At 52.8% G+C, this 17020-nt stretch carries 17 protein-coding genes and 1 tRNA gene; 10 read left to right on the top strand and 8 right to left on the bottom strand.

What is annotated here, in order from left to right; translation table 11 throughout:
• From FGQ86_RS10550 to FGQ86_RS10535, 4 genes are all read left to right on the top strand, one after another.
• Positions 1-2565, top strand: a complete 2565-nt coding sequence (locus tag FGQ86_RS10550; RefSeq protein WP_243127233.1) for an ABC transporter permease — start codon at positions 1-3, stop codon at positions 2563-2565.
• Positions 2566-2773: 208 nt separating this feature from the next.
• Positions 2774-4189, top strand: coding sequence for a DNA repair protein (locus FGQ86_RS10545; RefSeq protein WP_052084098.1), 1416 nt, complete (start codon positions 2774-2776; stop codon positions 4187-4189).
• A complete protein-coding gene (locus tag FGQ86_RS10540; protein ID WP_138303974.1) occupies positions 4104-4448 on the top strand; it encodes a YolD-like family protein in 345 nt (114 codons plus the stop codon). The genes FGQ86_RS10545 and FGQ86_RS10540 overlap by 86 nt, the downstream gene beginning before the upstream one ends.
• Before the next feature lie 117 nt (positions 4449-4565).
• Entirely contained in the window at positions 4566-5309 is a 744-nt protein-coding gene (locus tag FGQ86_RS10535; RefSeq protein ID WP_207742292.1) for a DUF6198 family protein, read from the top strand.
• 115 nt (positions 5310-5424) lie between these two features.
• On the opposite strand, the gene FGQ86_RS10530 is transcribed toward FGQ86_RS10535, so the two are convergent.
• Together FGQ86_RS10530 and FGQ86_RS10525 are read right to left on the bottom strand one after the other, a co-directional pair.
• A complete protein-coding gene (locus tag FGQ86_RS10530; protein ID WP_052084097.1) occupies positions 5425-5757 on the bottom strand; it encodes a DUF6465 family protein in 333 nt (110 codons plus the stop codon).
• Between the two features lie 124 nt (positions 5758-5881).
• Positions 5882-7288 carry an MATE family efflux transporter gene (locus tag FGQ86_RS10525; protein ID WP_138303971.1) on the bottom strand — a complete coding sequence of 469 codons (1407 nt, stop codon included), beginning with the start codon at positions 7286-7288 and terminating at the stop codon, positions 5882-5884.
• 82 nt (positions 7289-7370) lie between these two features.
• On the opposite strand from FGQ86_RS10525, the gene FGQ86_RS10520 reads away from it, so the two are divergent.
• The gene (locus FGQ86_RS10520) at positions 7371-8213 is read left to right on the top strand and encodes a MerR family transcriptional regulator (RefSeq protein WP_138303969.1); all 843 of its coding nucleotides are present in this window, start codon (positions 7371-7373) and stop codon (positions 8211-8213) included.
• 74 nt (positions 8214-8287) lie between these two features.
• Here FGQ86_RS10520 and FGQ86_RS10515 read toward each other — a convergent pair whose 3' ends face one another.
• The 5 genes from FGQ86_RS10515 to FGQ86_RS10495 all read right to left on the bottom strand — a co-directional run bounded on the left by FGQ86_RS10515 (position 8288) and on the right by FGQ86_RS10495 (position 12608).
• On the bottom strand, positions 8288-9052 hold the full coding sequence (locus tag FGQ86_RS10515; protein WP_138303968.1) for a pseudouridine-5'-phosphate glycosidase: 765 nt from the start codon (positions 9050-9052) through the stop codon (positions 8288-8290).
• Between the two features lie 3 nt (positions 9053-9055).
• Positions 9056-10138, bottom strand: coding sequence for a substrate-binding domain-containing protein (locus FGQ86_RS10510; protein ID WP_033126525.1), 1083 nt, complete (start codon positions 10136-10138; stop codon positions 9056-9058).
• A 3-nt stretch (positions 10139-10141) separates the two neighbouring features.
• On the bottom strand, positions 10142-11107 hold the full coding sequence (locus FGQ86_RS10505) for an ABC transporter permease (protein ID WP_033126524.1): 966 nt from the start codon (positions 11105-11107) through the stop codon (positions 10142-10144).
• Complete coding sequence (locus tag FGQ86_RS10500; RefSeq protein ID WP_138303965.1) at positions 11104-11859, bottom strand: ATP-binding cassette domain-containing protein; 756 nt, start codon at positions 11857-11859, stop codon at positions 11104-11106. The genes FGQ86_RS10505 and FGQ86_RS10500 overlap by 4 nt, the downstream gene beginning before the upstream one ends.
• A 95-nt stretch (positions 11860-11954) precedes the next feature.
• The gene (locus FGQ86_RS10495) at positions 11955-12608 is read right to left on the bottom strand and encodes a YwaF family protein (protein ID WP_138303962.1); all 654 of its coding nucleotides are present in this window, start codon (positions 12606-12608) and stop codon (positions 11955-11957) included.
• Positions 12609-12777: 169 nt separating this feature from the next.
• Here FGQ86_RS10495 and FGQ86_RS10490 point away from each other — a divergent pair, with 169 nt between their 5' ends.
• The 3 genes from FGQ86_RS10490 to dtd all read left to right on the top strand — a co-directional run bounded on the left by FGQ86_RS10490 (position 12778) and on the right by dtd (position 14876).
• Entirely contained in the window at positions 12778-13677 is a 900-nt protein-coding gene (locus tag FGQ86_RS10490; RefSeq protein WP_138303960.1) for a DMT family transporter, read from the top strand.
• Between the two features lie 181 nt (positions 13678-13858).
• Positions 13859-14365, top strand: coding sequence for a CarD family transcriptional regulator (locus FGQ86_RS10485; RefSeq protein ID WP_033126521.1), 507 nt, complete (start codon positions 13859-13861; stop codon positions 14363-14365).
• Positions 14366-14429: 64 nt separating this feature from the next.
• Entirely contained in the window at positions 14430-14876 is a 447-nt protein-coding gene (gene dtd / locus FGQ86_RS10480; RefSeq protein WP_138303957.1) for a D-aminoacyl-tRNA deacylase, read from the top strand.
• 89 nt (positions 14877-14965) lie between these two features.
• On the opposite strand, the gene dapB is transcribed toward dtd, so the two are convergent.
• Positions 14966-15766, bottom strand: a complete 801-nt coding sequence (dapB, locus tag FGQ86_RS10475; RefSeq protein ID WP_033126519.1) for a 4-hydroxy-tetrahydrodipicolinate reductase — start codon at positions 15764-15766, stop codon at positions 14966-14968.
• 197 nt (positions 15767-15963) lie between these two features.
• Between dapB and FGQ86_RS10470 the strand changes: the two genes are divergently transcribed.
• Both FGQ86_RS10470 and FGQ86_RS16260 read left to right on the top strand, forming a co-directional pair.
• A tRNA-Pro gene (locus FGQ86_RS10470) sits at positions 15964-16038 on the top strand.
• Between the two features lie 323 nt (positions 16039-16361).
• Positions 16362-17020 (top strand): hypothetical protein (locus FGQ86_RS16260; protein WP_171031550.1); only part of this gene is annotated, 659 nt, incomplete at its 3' end.

The following is a 17020-nucleotide window of genomic DNA, read 5'->3' as shown; positions in this document are numbered from 1 at the left end:
GTGAGAGGAAGATTTCAACCCATCAAGACGCTAAGTAGCCGTCTTTTCAGAAAAAATAGGGGCCGTAATGTGGTGGCTGTGCTGGCCATCCTCATGACCACGCTCATGTTCACCACTCTGTTCACGCTGGCCCAGAGCATGAGCAAAAATATGGTGGAGATGACCTTCCGCCAGACAGGCTACGATGCCCAGGCCTCCTTTAAGAGCATTACGGGCGAGGAGGCGGCCCTGATCGGCGCCCACCCGGACGTGAGGGAGGTGGGAGAGAGCATTGTGCTGGGAGTGGCGGAAAACAGAGAGCTTAAGGGATATCAGACCGAGATCCGCTGGGGGGACGATTCTTACGCCGCCCACTCCTTTGCCTGGCCCACTGCCGGCCGGATGCCGGAGGCAGAAGACGAGCTGGCGGTGGACACCACCGTGCTGGATTACCTGGGAATTCCCCATGAGCTGGGGCAGCAGGTGACTCTTGAGTGGCGGACAGATCTGAACAGCCAGGAGACGACAGCCTCCACTTTCACCCTCTGCGGCTACTGGGAGGGAAATGCCTCCAGCTACGCCAGCATGGCATGGGTATCCAGGGCCTTTGCGGATCAGATGACGGGAGGCGCCGACGGGCCGGTGTCAGAGGGACAGATTCTCGGTACCCACATGGCGCAGGTGAGCCTTTACAGTGACAGGAACATTGAGGAGACCTTGGATGGTATCCTGGCAGACACAGGCCTGACCGGGCTGGAGTACGGGGTAAACCTGGCCTACTCGCCGGAGATGGGGGCTGCGGCCTTTTCAGAGAGCCTTCCCATGTACCTGGGGATGATCCTTGTCTTTGTGGCGGGCTATCTCATCATCTACAACATTTTCCAGATCAGCGTCACCGCGGATGTGCAGTTCTACGGCAAGCTGAAGACCCTGGGTATGACGAAAAAGCAGCTCCGCAGGCTGATCTACGGACAGGCAAACAGGCTTTGCCTTATCGGCATCCCCATCGGCCTGGTCCTGGGCTGGGGACTCGGTTTTCTCCTTGTCCCCACCCTCCTTGGCATGCTGGAGGGGGAGAGCGTGGTCTCGGTAAGCCCGGTGATCTTCCTTGGATCTGCCCTCTTTGCCTGGGTCACAGTCCTGATCTCCTGCCTGCGCCCGGCCCGCCTTGCGGGGAAGGTGTCTCCTGTGGAGGCGCTGCGGGCCTGTGACGCGCCGGATAAGACGAAGAGGACGGCAAAGAAGCGGGGCAGCGCCTCCCTCCGCGAGATGGCCTGGGCCAACCTGGGGCGGAACAAGAAGCGGACGGCCCTGGTGGTTTGCTCCCTGTCCCTGGGACTTGTGCTGCTGAGCTGCTTTTACGCCAAGAACGCGGCCTTTGATATGGAGAAATATCTCTCCGGCCTGACTATCGCTGATTTTGAGCTCTCCGACGCCTCCAGCGAGGACTACACAGGAGGCTACGATCCCCAGGGCTCCACGCTGAACCAGGAGCTTGTAAGCCAGGTGGAGCAGGCGGACGGAGTGGAGGAGACCGGCCACGCCTGGTCCCACCAGTTTATCTGGCAGATGGACGATGGGACAGCCGCCAATCTGGCTGCCTACTACAATGAGGACATTCTGGCTGACTGGGCCAGCTACGATGCCCAGGGGGCCCAGGATGCGGAGAACTCTATCAAAGAAAAGCAGGCCATAGTCACCCTGTTCGGACTGGATGGGATTCCACTGGAGGCGATGACAGACGAGGATCACATCCTGGCAGGATCCTTTGACCCGGAGGCCTTTGCCACAGGAGAGTATGCCCTGGCCGTGTCCACTGCGTCCATCTCCAAAGAGGAGGCAAAAGGAGGGAAGACTCTGCCCGCTGCCTCTGTCGGCCAGACGGTGGAGCTGGAGGGGAGGACCTACCAGGTGATGGCAGTGGTGCTGCCGGATAGCTCCGTCGTGGACGGGGCTCTGGAGGCGGGAGAGAACACAGGTCTTGAGCTGGAGTATGTGATCCCTTCCGACTCCTTCCGGGAGCTGTATCCGGATAACACGATGCGCAGGCTCTACGTCAATGTGAAGGAGGGCCAGGTGGATGCCATGCAGGAGCTGCTGGACGGGTACACTGCCTCTGTGGACAGGACGCTTCCCGTCACCTCCCGCCAGACTATGGCGCAGCAGTACGAGGAGGAGACCAGATCCTCCGCGGTCATGGGAAACGCCATCAGCGTCATCATCGCCCTGGTGGGCGTGCTGAACTTTGCCAACTCCATGATCACGGCCATCGTCTCCAGGAAGAGGGAGTTTGCCGTGATCCAGAGCGTGGGCATGACGAAGCGGCAGCTCCGCCGGATGCTTGTGTATGAGGGACTGTACTATGCAGGGCTGACCCTTCTTACCTCCTGGATTGTCAGCGCCCTGGCAGTGGGCATTGGCGTGCGGGCTGTGACGGCGGCGGACGACTTTTCCACCTTCCGCTTTACGCTGCTTCCCCTGGGCGTGTGCACCCCGCTGATCCTCATCCTGGCGGTTCTCATCCCCTGCCTGTGCTTCCTGAACCTGGAGAAGCAGAGCGTGGTGGAGAGACTGCGGATGGAATAGGAAACACTGCGCCGAAGGACGAGGCCGTTTCGACGAAATGGCCTCGTCCTTTTTTGCATGTACAAATTTTGGGGGAGATTGGAAAGCCGAGTACAGATTTCCATGACCCAAATCTTCCTGTCAAAAATCCCCAGTTGAAAATCCTCCCCGCTCCTGCTATAATCAAGAAAAGAACATATGTTCGAAAAAGTAAAAAGGAGGATTTCATATGGAGAACACTGTTCAAAATGTTACCAGCAGAAAGCAGAAGACATATGTGTGCATAGATCTGAAGTCCTTCTACGCTTCCGTGGAGTGCCGGGAGAGGGGACTGGATCCCATGACCACCAACCTGGTGGTGGCTGATCCTGAGAGGACCGACAAGACCATCTGTCTGGCTGTGTCCCCGGCCATGAAAGCGCTGGGAGTGCCGGGCAGGTGCAGAGTGTTTGAGATCCCCAAGGGGATCAGCTATATCATGGCGCCGCCCCGGATGCAGCTCTATATTGACCGCTCGGCAGAGATATACGGCATTTATCTGAAATATATTGCGAAAGAGGACATCCATGTCTACAGCATCGACGAGGTGTTCATGGATGTGACCCGGTATCTGCACATGTATGGGATGAGCGGACGGGAGCTGGGCGTTAGGATTATGGAGGATGTGTATGACACCACAGGCATCACCGCCTCTGTGGGGATAGGAACCAACCTCTATCTGGCCAAGATCGCCATGGACATCACGGCAAAGCACTCCGAGGGGCATGTGGGGGAGCTGAACGAGGAGAGCTACAAAAGACAGCTCTGGCGACACAGGCCGCTGACGGACTTCTGGAGAATCGGGAGCGGGATACAGCGGCGCCTGGCCCAGTCCGGCCTGACGACTATGGAGGAGGTGGCCCATGCGGACGAGGGGCTGCTCTACCGCCTGTTCGGCGTTGACGCGGAGCTCCTCATCGATCACGCCTGGGGCAGGGAGACCACTACGATGGAGGATATCAAGGCCTACAGGCCCAGATCCAGCTCTGTCTCCAACGGGCAGGTGCTGCCCCGGGACTACAGCTTTGAGGAGGGCAGACTGGCGGCCAGAGAGATGGCGGATCTTCTCAGCCTGGAGCTGGTGGAGAAGGGGCTTGTAACAGACTCTGTGACCCTTCATGTGGGGTACAGCGGAAGGATAGAAAGAAAGGCTGCTCACGGCACAGAGCCCATGACCTTGACGACCAGCTCTTCCCGCCAGCTCATGGCCTGCACGGCCCGGCTTTACGACAGGATCGTGGACCGCCGCACGCCGGTGAGAAGGATCAGTGTCACGTACAATCATGTGGTGGACGAAGCCTGGAGGCAGTACGACCTGTTTACGGATCCGGAAGAGCTGGACCGGGAGCTGCGGATGCAGAGGGCACTTCTGGAGATCAAGGGAAAATATGGGAAAAATGCAGTTGTCAGAGGCATGGATCTGCAGGAGGGGGCGACGACTATGGAGAGAAACCGCCAGATCGGAGGACACAGGAGCGGAGGAGAAACGTGGAGCCGATTACAGAAGGGGGAAAGCGAAAATGGCGTACAGAAACGGGCGGGGCGGGATGAGCCGCCAGGACAGAGCAAAGCAGTTTATGCCCTTCGCAGCCCTGAAGGGCTATGAGGAGGCGCTCAGAAAAAAGGAAAAGATCACAGTGCCCAAGGCAGAGCTCTCTGAGGAGCGGGGAGAGGAACTGGACCGCGCGCTCAGGCAGATCAGGAAAAATGACATAGTGACAGTCATCTACTTTTGCGAGGGGGAATATCTGAAGGTGACGGGGATGGTGTCGAGGATAGACGGCACAGCCCGGCTGCTGAAGGTTGTGGACACAAAAATCCCCTTTGAGGATCTGTATGAGGTGAGCGTCCAAAGCTATGTGTGAAAATGTGGAAATTCTTCCGGAAAAAGAGTTTTTCGGGAAGTTCCGGGAAATGGATTTGACAGATTTTTCAAAAATCCTTAGAATAATATAACGGAGCAGAAAGTGGGAGGGATTTACTTGAGAAAAATCAACAGAAGCACCTTGTTCCGTGTGTTTTTCTATCTTCTTGGACTTCTTGTCCTGGCGCTGGGACTTACGCTGAATACGAAGACCGGCCTGGGCGTATCGCCTATCATATCTGTGGCTTACAGTATTTCTGTCATCTCCGGACACAATTTTGGAAATATGACGCTTGCCCTGTACAGCATTTTTGTTGTCATCCAGATCTGCCTGCACCTGATCCGCAGCAAGAGAGCGGCCGGTGAGGAGGGGGCTGTCCTTGCCCATGCAAACAGGATGGACAGAAAGCTGACGGTGCTCATGGATCTGCTGCAGATACCGCTGAGCCTTGTGTTTACCAGGTTCCTGAATGTGTTCTCGGCGGTGATTCCCAACCTGTATGGAGAGGGGAAGGACACACCGGGACAGATGGTCCTGCGGATCCTGTTTCTTGTGGTCGCCATTGTGCTGACCGGGATCGGGGCGGCCATGTCGCTGAACATGCGCATTATTCCCAATCCGGGCGATGGCATTGTACAGGCTATAGCGGACTGTATCCGCAAAAGCGTGGGCTTTACAAAAAATTGCTTTGATCTGACCAATATTGCCATCACTACCACGGTGAGCCTTGTCTTTGCGGGACATCTGGTGGGGATTGGAATAGGGACGATTCTGGCTATGATCGGAGTGGGAAGGACCATCGCTGTGTTCAATCATTTTACATACGACAGGATGATACGGCTTTCCGGTGTGGAGGTGTAAAGCGTTTCCATTCCGGGGAAGAAGGCCTGTGAAGCGAAGAATAGGTCTGCAAAAACACTCCCGGCAGATGCCGCCTTTTGCGCATCTGTCGGGAGTGTTCTTTTTCATAAGGAATTTACAGAGCAATTTTTCCTGTTGTTTCGTCGTTGATCACATAGTAGGCTGCCATTTCCTCCGGCTTCAGATACACGTTGATAGTCTTCATATCCTCTGCCTTTTTTCCCATGTCCTTTGTCCAGATATCTTTGACCTTTGCAAGAATATCGTCAGTGCTGCACTCTGTTCCGAGATACTGGAGAAATATCTGTGTCTTCAGCTCGGCCTTTGGCGCCTCGGGTGCGTCCTTTAAGACGCCGGCCCTTGTCTCGATAGCCTTGGTGGTGTCCTTTGTTGTGACAATCGATTTGGTTGCCTGAGCTGTATGTGATGTTCTGTTATTCTTTTTCATGACTGATTACCTCCTTAGATCACATATCGCATGTAAGCAGGGTGGATTTCTCTCTGCTACGAAATGTATTATAACGCTTTTTTTTGAAAAGGTCAAAATCGCAGCAGCCTCTGTGCGCAAGCCTCTATGCCCGCTGTCTTTGCCCGGAGGACAGGCGCCGGCTGGTGTCAAGGAGAAACAGGATGCACATCAGAAAGGAGGCGGCCCCGGCCAGCACCGGGGACAGCCAGATACCGTCCAGGCCCAGAAGCCTGGGCAGGACACAGAGAAAGAGGACAGGGAACAGGAGGGTCTGTCCCGCGGCAGTCACAAGGGAGAAGACAGGCCGGTTCAGAGCAGTGAAAAAGGAGCCGGACAAAATGGCGCACCATGTAAAGAGGTAGGACAGGGAAAAGATCCGCATGCCCCTGACGCTCATGCTGAGCAGTTCCCCGTCACCCTTTGCGAAGAGGCCGATCAGCGCTTCTCCGCCGATCTGCATGAAAGTGAGCACCAACAGTGCCAGCAGCAGCCCGGCAGCCTGGACCCGCCTCTCTATGGCCCAGATCCTTGCAGGGCTTCCTGCCCCGTAATTGTAGCTGATGGCCGGCTGCAGGGCATCGCCCATACCAAAAAGCAATGCCTTTACTACGCTGTCCACGTACATGATAATGCTGAAGGCCGCCACTGCCATGTATCCCCCGACAGACAGGAGGGCGGCGTTGAAGATGATCATGCACACAGAGCCGGAGATATTGTTGAAGAACTCTGAGCTTCCGTTGGCCACGATATTTCCTACCAGCCTGAGCCCGACCCATTCCCGCGTGAAGCAAAGTGGCAGCTTTCCCGCGAAAAACGGGAGAAAGCAGATGATGTTTCCGCACATCAGGCTGAGACAGGAGGCCAGGGCGGCAGCTTCGATCCCCCAGCCGAAGACGCCGATGAAAAGCCAGTCCAGCACAATATTTGCCAGCGACATGCCCACGTTCATAGCCATGCTGTAGTGGACCCTCCCACAGATCCGCAGGTAATTGTCCACGGCGAAAAAGTGCATGATAAGGACGGAGAAGGCCGCATAGACACGCATGTACTTCACTGCCAGGTCAGCCACTTCCCCGGTGGCCCCCAGCAGCTGCACAAGCGGGTAGGAAAACAGCCAGGCCAGTGTCCCCATTATAAGAGCAGAGATGAGGATCAGAAGGCAGGCAGTGGAAAAGATGCGCCCTGCCATTTTTCCGTCCTTTTTTCCAAGCCAGATGGCAATCTGGACAGAAGAACCAACGGCTACCATGTCCGAGAAGGCAAAGCTCATCATGATCAGAGGCATAACCAGATTGATGGCAGCCAGCGCCTCAGCGCCGATGTAGTAGCCCACAAAGATCCCGTCAGCGATGGTGTACAGCGATACCACAGCCATACTGATCATGTTGGGGATGGCGCACCGGAAGAAGAGTCTGGTGGGAGACATCCCGTCAAACATCCGGTTATGGCTGTCCTGTACGCCGGCAGTATGAGTATCTGTCTTCAATGTAGTATGCGTATCTGTTTTCATAGATGGTTGTTCTCCTCAACAAGGAATGGTAAACTATAGGGTAACACAATAGTCAAGAGAAAACGGAGAGGAGTATCTGAGGATGAATACAGAACAGCTTCTGACAACGGGACAGTTTGCGTCTCTGTGCGGCACTACAAAAGAGACGCTTTTCCATTACGACAGGATTGGTATATTGAAGCCCGACCGTGTGGGAAACAATGGCTATCGGTACTATACGGCCGTTCAGTTCTATGACTTTGATCTGATCCAGACTATGAAATACACCGGCAGTTCCCTGGAGGATATACGGAAATGTATTCGCAATTTTGACACGGGATATTTCCTGGAGATGTTCAGGGAAAAGCAGCGCAGGATCAAAGAAGAGCAAAAGAAGCTGGAGGAGCTCTCAGGCTTTATGCAGGAGCTGGTGCAGATCACGGAGGAGGCGCTGGATGCCCGGTACGGTGTACCCCGGACAGAGCGGGACGGGGAAGAGCATCTGCTGGTTACTGATTTTGGGTACAGGGAGTGGGACAGCAGCAACGCTCCGGCCAGACTTTTGGGCGAGCATATCCGGAAATGTGAGGCTTGCAGCATCCGAAATCACGCCTTTGTGGGATCCATCATTTTGCGGGAAACGCTGGAGAAGAAGGAGATGAAAGAAAGCTTTCTCTTTACAAAGATACCGGAAAATATATGGGCAGATGAATGGTGCAAAAGAGAGGATGTGAGGAGAAAGCCTGCAGGGACTTTCGCATCCGTCATGCATAAAGGACCCTACAATTCATTTGGAAAAAGTATTGAGAAGCTGATGAAATTCATAGAGAGAGAAAGTTTGAAAATCGCGGGGGACTGCTATGTGTACGATATGATCAGCTACATTGCGGGAGCCGGGGAGGAGGATTATGTAGTGAAGATCAAGGTGCCGGTGAAAACAGTGTGATAACAGAAGAGGGCCATACCGCTGTAAGGTCTGAAGAGCGGTATGGCCCTGTGTCAGTTTTGCCTTTTTACATTTTAAGGAAGCTTTTTGGCAGCACGTGCATTTTCAATCAGAGAAGCCAGCTGAATTATGGAAGAATACCCATTTGTAAGTTCATCGATGCGCCTGTTGGCAGCAGGGTGATAGGCTCTTCCTTCTGCGGCTGCCTGGTGTCCTGCCTGGATGGCCTTCGTCAGTATTTCTCGGTCAGTGATCCTGTCAGATACAGGGATCTCATTGATGAGAAGAAGCGGGGCTGCAACGGGAAGACTCAGGTCAAATGACTCAAGAGGAAGAGGGCTGCCTTTAAAAACGTAACCGGTACAGGAGCTTGTGTTGATTCCTTTTACGGAAACGCCATGCTTCCGGAGCCAGGAAAAAGTGGCCGCCCTGTCCAGCATGTCCTTTGGGCCTGTTGAAATCAGGATGACGGGTATCGTCTCGAGTGCCGGGAGATCCGGACAGAGTTCTTCCCCTTCCACATCGCCAATGCCGCCCATACCGGCAGTGACTGCCATAGGTATATCCAGTTCACGGCACACAGCCATGGTGGCAGAAGCCGTGAAAGCTCCGGACAATCCCTGTGATTTTGCACTCTCCAGAGAAGTACAGTCAATGCGTGCCATCCGCTCAGGATGTTCCCGCAGCTTCAGATAATCTTCTATAGTGCCTGTCTTTACTGTGCCATTTTCAAGATAAGCAAGATTTGCCTCCTTAAACGGCCATTGCTTTTTTATGTATTCATTGGACAGTGATGACAGGCCGTGAGTCAAAAGGGCAGTTTCGATCAGATGTTTCATGGTTTATTTCCATCCGTCCATGTCTGCCACATTGTCCTGTGTCACCAGTGTCAGAGGAAGATACAGGGGCTTGTCATAGCTGCCGCCCTGTGCCAGGTTCATAGCCATGGAGATAGCAGCTTTCGTGTAGATGGCGCTTGAATAGGTCATGGAGCCCATCATAGTGCCATCCTCGATAGCGGCTTTCGCGTCTGAGGTGTAGTCCACGCCGTATACCAGTACATCGCTGTTGCCCAGCTCTGTCAGAGCCTGTACAGCTGCCAGAGCAAGATTGTCATTGCAGGCAAAGATTGCCTTTACATCCGGATTGGCTGTCATAATGTCGCGGGTTGCCTCGTAGGCTGTATCTGTATCCCAGTTGCAATCCTGGCTCGCTACTACCTCGATGCCGTCGTTCTGTGCAAATACATCCTCAGCGCCTTTGACACGTCCCTCACTCTGTGCAGCGCCTGCCATGCCTTCCAGAATGGCTACCTGGCCTTTGCCGTCAAGCCTTTTCACGATATCTTCCGCTACCATTTTTCCCTGATCCTCAAAATTGACAGTGATCTTGGCATCCAGATGCCCGCCGGCCTCCTCCAGAGCCGCCTCATCTACGCCGGGACCAAGGTTGATGACTTTGATACCCTTCTCATTGGCGGCCACGATGCCGGGGATCAGATTAGTGCCGTTGATGGGGGAGAGGATGATCACGTCGAAATCCATGGACACCATAGTATTTAGTGCGTCCAGCTGACCCTCGGCGTCATCTTCGGCAGAAGCCTCGTATACTTCTATGTCAAGATCTGCGTCTGCGGCAGCTTCTTCGTAGCGTGTCTTCATAGTGGCCCAGAATTCATTGGAAGTAGAGCTGATCAGAATACCAACTTTTTCACCGGCGCTTTTTTCCGGAACTTCTCCGAGCTGACTGTCCATCTCGGCCTCTACATCGGCCAGTATCTGATCCACGACGCTGGAGGAGGTTTCTTCTGTCTCGGTGGTCTGCGCCTTATCTGTGTCCTCTGTGCTGCTGTCTGTGCCGGAGCATCCGACAAGCAGAGACATGGCCAGCACTGCTGCCAATAAGATACTAAGTAGTTTTTTCATTAGTCATTCTCCTTTTCTTGTGTATTTTTGTTTTGTATTTTTAATCCTGATCCCTGATACGAGGACAGAGACCAGCAATAAAAATCCGGTGATCCACTGCTGGTAATCTGAGGAAATGCTCATAAGTGTAAGACCGTTTCGAATGATGCCCAGAATGATAACGGCCAGCATAGTGCCGCTGATGCGGGATTTCCCTCCTGTGATAGGCGTGCCGCCCATCGCAACAGCAGTGATGGCGTCCAGCTCCATATCCATACCTGCATTGGGCTCGGCAGAATTAAGTCTGGCCGTGATGATGACAGCTGTAATAGCCGCTGCCAGTCCCATGACAGCCTGTACGGAAATGCGGTATCCAGCTATGCCTATACCGCATTTTTGAAGAGCCTCCGGATTACTCCCGAGCGTTCTGATATAGCTGCCCCATCTTGTGCAGTTCAGGACAACAGCGGCTGCCAGTGTCAGGATGACTGCGATCCACACAGAGATCTGAATTCCTGCCAGTCTGCCTGTTCCGATTGTCATAAAAGCCGCTCCAAACCGTGTGATAGGACGGCCGCCTGTAATAATCAGTGAAATGCCGCGAAGCATACCGCTCATAGCCAGTGTGATGATAAAGAAACTGATTTTTGTGTAGTGGATGAGCAGCCCGTTTAGAACGCCTGCAGCTATTCCGGTCAGCAGTCCGGCCGCTACAGACAGGGGAATTCCTGCCCCTGCATGGAGCATCCAAGCGGTGATGACACCTGCAAGTGAGACAGTGGAGCCAGCTGACAGATCCATGACGCCGGACGCCATGATAAAGGTCATCCCTACGGCCATGATGAGACGGTAGCCACAGGAGTCTGCAATATTGATCAGATTTGAAGGAGTTAGAAAGTATTCGCTTTTTATGGTCAGAAACCCACCTATTACAACAATTACGATCAAAAGAAATAGCTGCTGACTGTTTTTCTCAATATATTTTGTCATTGCTCAAGCTCCATTTCTTCCTTTACAATCCGATCATGCAGCTTTTGGGGGCTGCTTTCGGCTGTGGAAAATGTGTCTACAAAACATCCTTTATCCAGAACTGCGATGCGGTCCGCAATATCAAATACCTGAAACAGATTATGGCTGATGAGAAGAATGGTTCTCCCCTCATCCTTTAATCTTTGAAAGAGATCCATGGTATGCTGAGTCTCCTTCATACCCATAGCAGAAGTAGGCTCATCAAAAATCAAAATCTGCCTGTCCATGTCAATGGCTCTTGCGATGGCGATAGCCTGCCGCTGCCCACCGGACATGCTGCCCACCGGGAGTTCCATGTCAGGGATGTCAATTGCCAGGGTCTGGAAAAGTGCGGCAGCTTTTTCCTTCATCTTTTTTCTGTTGAGAAAAACGCCAAAATGAATATCCTCCCTTCCGAGAAAGATGTTTTCATAGGCGTTCTTCAGATTGTCCAGCGCCAGATCCTGATAGACAGTCCCGATGTTCCCTTCATATATGGCCTGATGGTTCGTGAGAGAGGGATAGGTCCTGCCGTTGATGGTAATCTCCCCGGAGTCAGGCTTCAGGCAGCCGGATATGATTTTTGCAAGAGTGCTCTTTCCGGAGCCATTATCCCCCACAATTGCAGTCACCTTGCCCCTGGGGGCAGAAAAAGAGGCGCCTCTCAAGGCCTGTACATGCCCAAAGGATTTATAGATGTTGTTTATGATTAAAAGGGGAGTTTCAGTTTCCATAGCAAGTCTCCTGATTTGATTTCGGTATAAATCTATTTTACGTCCAGGTGGTTTTGCGGTCAAATTGATCAAATCTATAACTATATTTATGATATCTATAAGACGGAATGATTGGGATTTTCTATAGATTTTAGAACAAAGCTTCGCCAGCCCAGGTGAAAGGCAGCCCCGCCCGCGAGCGTGGCGCCGATGTAGATAAAGATGCCCGCAGTGTCCCCCAGGACGGCGGCGATCTCCGAGAACACCTTCTGGGTCATGGGATAGTCCGGGTTGATGTAGAACATATTGATGGTGCCATATTGGTCGCAAAGCAGATTGATCCCTGTGGCGACCAGGCAGCAGGCGAGATAGAGGCAGGCGCTCCCGGCATAATTTTTCCACCCGGCGGCCAGGCGGTCTGAGAGAGCTGCGGCAATGCCCAGCAGGATGAGAAAGATATGCCAGGCAAAGGAGTGGATGGTGAGGGGAAGATACCCGTAGTGCATGCCGCTGGTGTCAAAGAAGGCAAAGACGCCGCCCAGCATGCCGAAATCCACGAGAAAGGCGGTGAGGATCTGACGGAGGCGCCGGCTGCGGACCCAGGGCAGGAGTAGGCAGACGTACATGGGGATGCTGCAGAGCTGGAAGGGAAAATACCACCAGTTGTAGCTGCCGCCGCCGATCAGGAAGGTCAGGGTGTACTGCTTCCACAGCTCCGACGCCAGCATCAGGATACCCGATATTAAGAAAAAACGTCTGAACTTCCACATAGGCTCCTCCTGATTCTCTGCCGCTGCAAGGGATCTTGCGTTTTAGGCCCCGCATTTTCTTTAGTATACACCATTTCAAAAAAATCATGAATATGTTATACTGAACAAGTTGTTGTATACAGAAAAATCAGACAGAAGAAAACTCAGACAGAGGAATGAAGGAGAATATATGAGGAGAAAAAACGCGTGTATGCTGTTTCTGACAGCGTTTATCTGGGGAACCGCCTTTGTCGCCCAGAGCGTGGGAATGGACTACCTGGGCCCCTTCGGGTTTAACGGCATCCGATCCCTCATCGGCGGCGTGGCGCTTCTCCCCTGCATCTATATCCTGGAGAAGATCAACAAAAGGACAGCCGGGGAAGAGGGGAGCACAAAGACCCTGATTGCGGGAGGACTCTGCTGCGGATTGGCCCTGTTCGCGGCCAGCAGTATGCAGCAGATCGGCATCCAGTACACCACGGCGGGGAAGGCAGGGTTTGTGACCGCCTTCTACATCGTCCTGGTGCCGGTGCTCGGCATGTTTCTGGGGAAGAAGACCGGATGGAAGGTGTGGCTGGCGGTGGCAATGGCCCTTGCGGGACTTTACTTTCTGTGTATCACAGAGTCCTTCAGTGTGGGGAGGGGCGACATCTATGTGTTCATAGGCTCCCTGCTGTTCGCTGTTCATATCCTGATTATCGACTATTTCGCGCCCAGAACAGATGGAGTGAAAATGTCCTGCATCCAGTTCTTTGTGGCAGGCATCCTGTCCATGTTTCCCATGGCTGCCTTTGAGACCACTACAGTGGAGGGAGCCCTGCGCAGCTGGGGCCCGCTCCTGTATGCGGGTGTTCTGTCCTGCGGTGTGGCCTATACCCTGCAGATCATTGGACAGAAGAATATGAATCCCACTGTGGCCTCGCTGATCCTGAGCCTGGAGTCCTGCATTTCTGTGCTGGCCGGCTGGGTGATCCTGGGAGAGCGTCTGTCCGTGAGGGAGGGGCTGGGATGTGTCCTGATGTTTGCGGCGATCATACTGGCGCAGCTTCCGGAAAAAATGGGTAAAAATAGACAACCATCGACGCTGTAATGCTCGCAAAAATGCTGAAAATAAAATATTTTCTGGAAAAGCCTTACGCAAAAATGATTTGTCTGATAAAATAGAATAAAGACAGAGATGAAAATCTGTCTACCACATCTGTGGATAGGCGGATTTTTATGTAACGGTATTTTTGGGAATACTATTTAATATGAAAGAAAGGAGAATGGGAATGTTTGAGACAGGAGCGTATATTGTCTGCGGGCAGCACGGCGTGTGCAGAGTGGAGAGTATAGGTCCGATCCGCCTGGAGGAAGCGTCCGCCGGAAAGGATTACTATACACTGTCACCTCTGTACTCAAAAGGAGGCGTGATCTACGTGCCGGCAGACAGTGAGAAGATCATTATGCGGTATGTGATCTCCAGGCAGGAAGCGGAGCAGCTCATTGGCGAGATTGACGGGATGGATATGATCCCTATCGATAATGAACGGCAGAGAGAAGAAACCTTAAAAAAGGCGCTGAGAACCTGCGACACGAGGCAGTGGGTGCGGGTGATCAAGACGATCAATGTCCGCAGGGAAAAGAGACTGGCCCAGGGGAAAAAAGTGACCGCAGGTGATGAACGCTGCCTGCACGCGGCCCAGGAAAACCTTTTCGGTGAGCTCGCTGTTTCGCTGGGGATTGAAAAAAACGAGGTTGAGTCCTATATACGAAAGAAGAGAGAGAAACACAAATAAAGAGAGTATTGACATTTCCCTCCTCTTCGTGGATGATAGAAGATAGCGAAAAGGAGGAAACAGTATGCGTTTTGTAATACAGCGGGTCACAAATGCGGACGTAAAGGTAGACGGTCAGACGATCGGAGAAATCGGCAGAGGCTTTATGGTGCTGATCGGCGTGTCTGACAGCGATACAGAGGAGATCGCGGATAAGATGGTAAAGAAAATGCTCGGCCTTCGCATTTTTGAGGATGAGAACGGAAAGACCAATCTGTCACTGGACACGGTAGGCGGGAGCCTTCTTCTCATCTCCCAGTTTACCCTGTATGCCAACTGCAAAAAGGGAAACCGCCCCAGCTTTATCGAGGCGGGCGATCCGTCCATGGCGGAGGAGATGTACGAGTACATTATTGAAAAATGCCGGGAGACAGTGCCCACAGTAGAGCGGGGGCAGTTCGGGGCAGATATGAAGGTGAGCCTCACAAATGACGGCCCCTTCACTATTATCCTGGACTCTGACACACTGTAACTGTAGCGGTAAATGAGCGATAAGAGGCACAAAGAAGGAGCGGCCGCAGTCATCCGAAAAGGATTGACGCGGCCGCTCCCTTTTCCTGGTCAGGACAGGTGGAGCACATCCTTGATGGTGTACCAGCCGGGCTCCTTGTCCGTCAGGTACAGTCCGCAGTCCACAGCTCCCCTGGCGAAGCACTCCCAGTTGTAGGAGTGATGGGTGATCTCCAGCCTCTCCCCCATGAAGCCGAAGTACACGGTGTGGCTGCTGGGAATGTTGCCGGCCCGAAGCGAGTGGTAGCCAATGGTACCCTTTTCGCGGGGAGATACGCCGTGGCGGCCGTAGACGGCGATGTCGTCCAGCTCCTTACCCATGGCGTGGGCCATGATCTCGCCCATCTCTTTGGATGTGCCGCTGGGGGCGTCTTTCTTCCACTGGTCATGCATCTCCAGGATCTCTATGTCCGCCTCGTCCCCCACCGCTGTGGTCACGATCTCTAGAAGCTTGTTCATGATATTTACCAGCTTGGAGGTGTTGGCTGCGTAGAGCATGGGAATGGAGGAAGAGGCCTCCCTGAATTTGGCCATCTCCTCCGGTGAAAATCCGGTAGTGCCGCACACGAGCGCTTTCTTGTGCTTCACAGCGCTTTCCAGCACCTCCAGCCCGGTCTCCTTTGTGGAAAAATCGATGATCACATCGCAGTCATCTATGACAGCCTCCAGATCATCCACTACGGGTACCCCGAGCCGGCGCCCTGTCATGGCCACATCGCCCAGATCCTTTCCGATGTAATCTCTTCCTGCCGGCCCCACTCCGGCGATCAGCTGGATGTCAGAACGCTCCGCGGCGACCTGCGTGATGAGCCGGCCCATTTTTCCCCTGGGGCCTGTTACAATTAATTTCATAATCAGGGACTCCTTTCGCATAAGATTTTATAGGTATTTTAGCATATTTGTCTGAAAACGGGAAATAATAATTGTAGAATACAGGCAGATTTGTTGGCGCAATAAGGGCGAAAATAAAAAAATATTATGAATTTTACGATTTATTAAAAAAACACTTGCAATATACGACAGACTTCGAGTATAATACTATCTGTGACCGGGGTATGGCTCAGTTTGGTTAGAGCGCGCGGCTGGGGGCCGCGAGGTCGCAGGTTCGAATCCTGTTACCCCGACTTGAAAGACCAGTGGATTTCCACTGGTCTTTTTGTTGCTGTTTTTTCTTGGTTTCACAAAATATGGAGCCTGCTGGATACTCTATAGATTATTCTCACTGAAATAAAATTGAATATGGAAAAATATAGAAATAAGTATTTGGAAAGTATTGACAAAAATATACGGGGGGGGGGTAAAATAGAACTGTTTAAATATGGGAGCTGTGACAAAAAATGGTATGTGCTTCTCGTTGGTGCTGTTCTGATTGCTGTGGTTTTTGGCAGTTTCAGTATTTAGACAGAAGTATCATTCCTGTAGGGGAAGAAAGTAGGAGGAGAGAACAATGTATAGAAAAAAGTTGGCAAAAGCATGTCTTGTGACTGCGCTGGCCGTGACTTTGGCTGCTACCAGCATGTCAACTGTGCTTCCGGGTCGGGCGTCGGTTGTGCAGGCTGAGGAGAGTGTAACCATGAATATCCAGTTCAAGGATGGAGACGAAGTAGTAGCGGGTGGTGATTACACTGTACCGGCAGGCGTGCAGAACTATTCCGTACTTACACAGTATGTGCCGGCAGGCTATCAGATGACAGCAAGTGGCGACTTCTATGCGGAGGCCGGCGGAAAACTGGTTGTCAATATTGAAAAGATTGCTACAGATGTGACTATGAATATCCAGTTCAAGGCTGGAGATGAGGTGATAGCAGGCGGCGACTATACTGTGCCGGCAGGCGTACAGAACTATTCCGTGCTTGAACAATATGTGCCGGAAGGTTATAAGATGACGACAAGCGGCGACTTCTATGCGGAGGCCGGCGGAAAGCTGGTTGTCAATATTGAGAAGATTGCTACAGATGTAACTATGAATATCCAGTTCAAGGATGGAGACGAAGTAGTAGCGGGTGGTGATTACACTGTACCGGCAGGCGTGCAGAACTATTCCGTACTTACACAGTATGTGCCGGCAGGCTATCAGATGACAGCAAGTGGCGACTTCTATGCGGA

Source organism: Clostridium sp. BSD2780061688st1 H5 (genome assembly GCF_005845155.1).
Lineage (GTDB): Bacteria > Bacillota > Clostridia > Lachnospirales > Lachnospiraceae > Claveliimonas > Claveliimonas intestinigallinarum.
This window is presented reverse-complemented; position numbering and strand designations above follow the sequence as displayed.

Coding starts and splice junctions, on each gene's coding strand:
- FGQ86_RS10545 (WP_052084098.1), top strand. CDS start 2,774: ATGGAGAACACTGTTCAAAATGTTACCAGCAGAAAGCAGAAGACATAT.
- FGQ86_RS10540 (WP_138303974.1), top strand. CDS start 4,104: ATGGCGTACAGAAACGGGCGGGGCGGGATGAGCCGCCAGGACAGAGCA.
- FGQ86_RS10530 (WP_052084097.1), bottom strand. CDS start 5,757: ATGAAAAAGAATAACAGAACATCACATACAGCTCAGGCAACCAAATCG.
- FGQ86_RS10525 (WP_138303971.1), bottom strand. CDS start 7,288: ATGAAAACAGATACGCATACTACATTGAAGACAGATACTCATACTGCC.
- FGQ86_RS10520 (WP_138303969.1), top strand. CDS start 7,371: ATGAATACAGAACAGCTTCTGACAACGGGACAGTTTGCGTCTCTGTGC.
- FGQ86_RS10515 (WP_138303968.1), bottom strand. CDS start 9,052: ATGAAACATCTGATCGAAACTGCCCTTTTGACTCACGGCCTGTCATCA.
- FGQ86_RS10510 (WP_033126525.1), bottom strand. CDS start 10,138: ATGAAAAAACTACTTAGTATCTTATTGGCAGCAGTGCTGGCCATGTCT.
- FGQ86_RS10505 (WP_033126524.1), bottom strand. CDS start 11,107: ATGACAAAATATATTGAGAAAAACAGTCAGCAGCTATTTCTTTTGATC.
- FGQ86_RS10500 (WP_138303965.1), bottom strand. CDS start 11,859: ATGGAAACTGAAACTCCCCTTTTAATCATAAACAACATCTATAAATCC.
- FGQ86_RS10495 (WP_138303962.1), bottom strand. CDS start 12,608: ATGTGGAAGTTCAGACGTTTTTTCTTAATATCGGGTATCCTGATGCTG.
- FGQ86_RS10490 (WP_138303960.1), top strand. CDS start 12,778: ATGAGGAGAAAAAACGCGTGTATGCTGTTTCTGACAGCGTTTATCTGG.
- FGQ86_RS10485 (WP_033126521.1), top strand. CDS start 13,859: ATGTTTGAGACAGGAGCGTATATTGTCTGCGGGCAGCACGGCGTGTGC.
- dtd (WP_138303957.1), top strand. CDS start 14,430: ATGCGTTTTGTAATACAGCGGGTCACAAATGCGGACGTAAAGGTAGAC.
- dapB (WP_033126519.1), bottom strand. CDS start 15,766: ATGAAATTAATTGTAACAGGCCCCAGGGGAAAAATGGGCCGGCTCATC.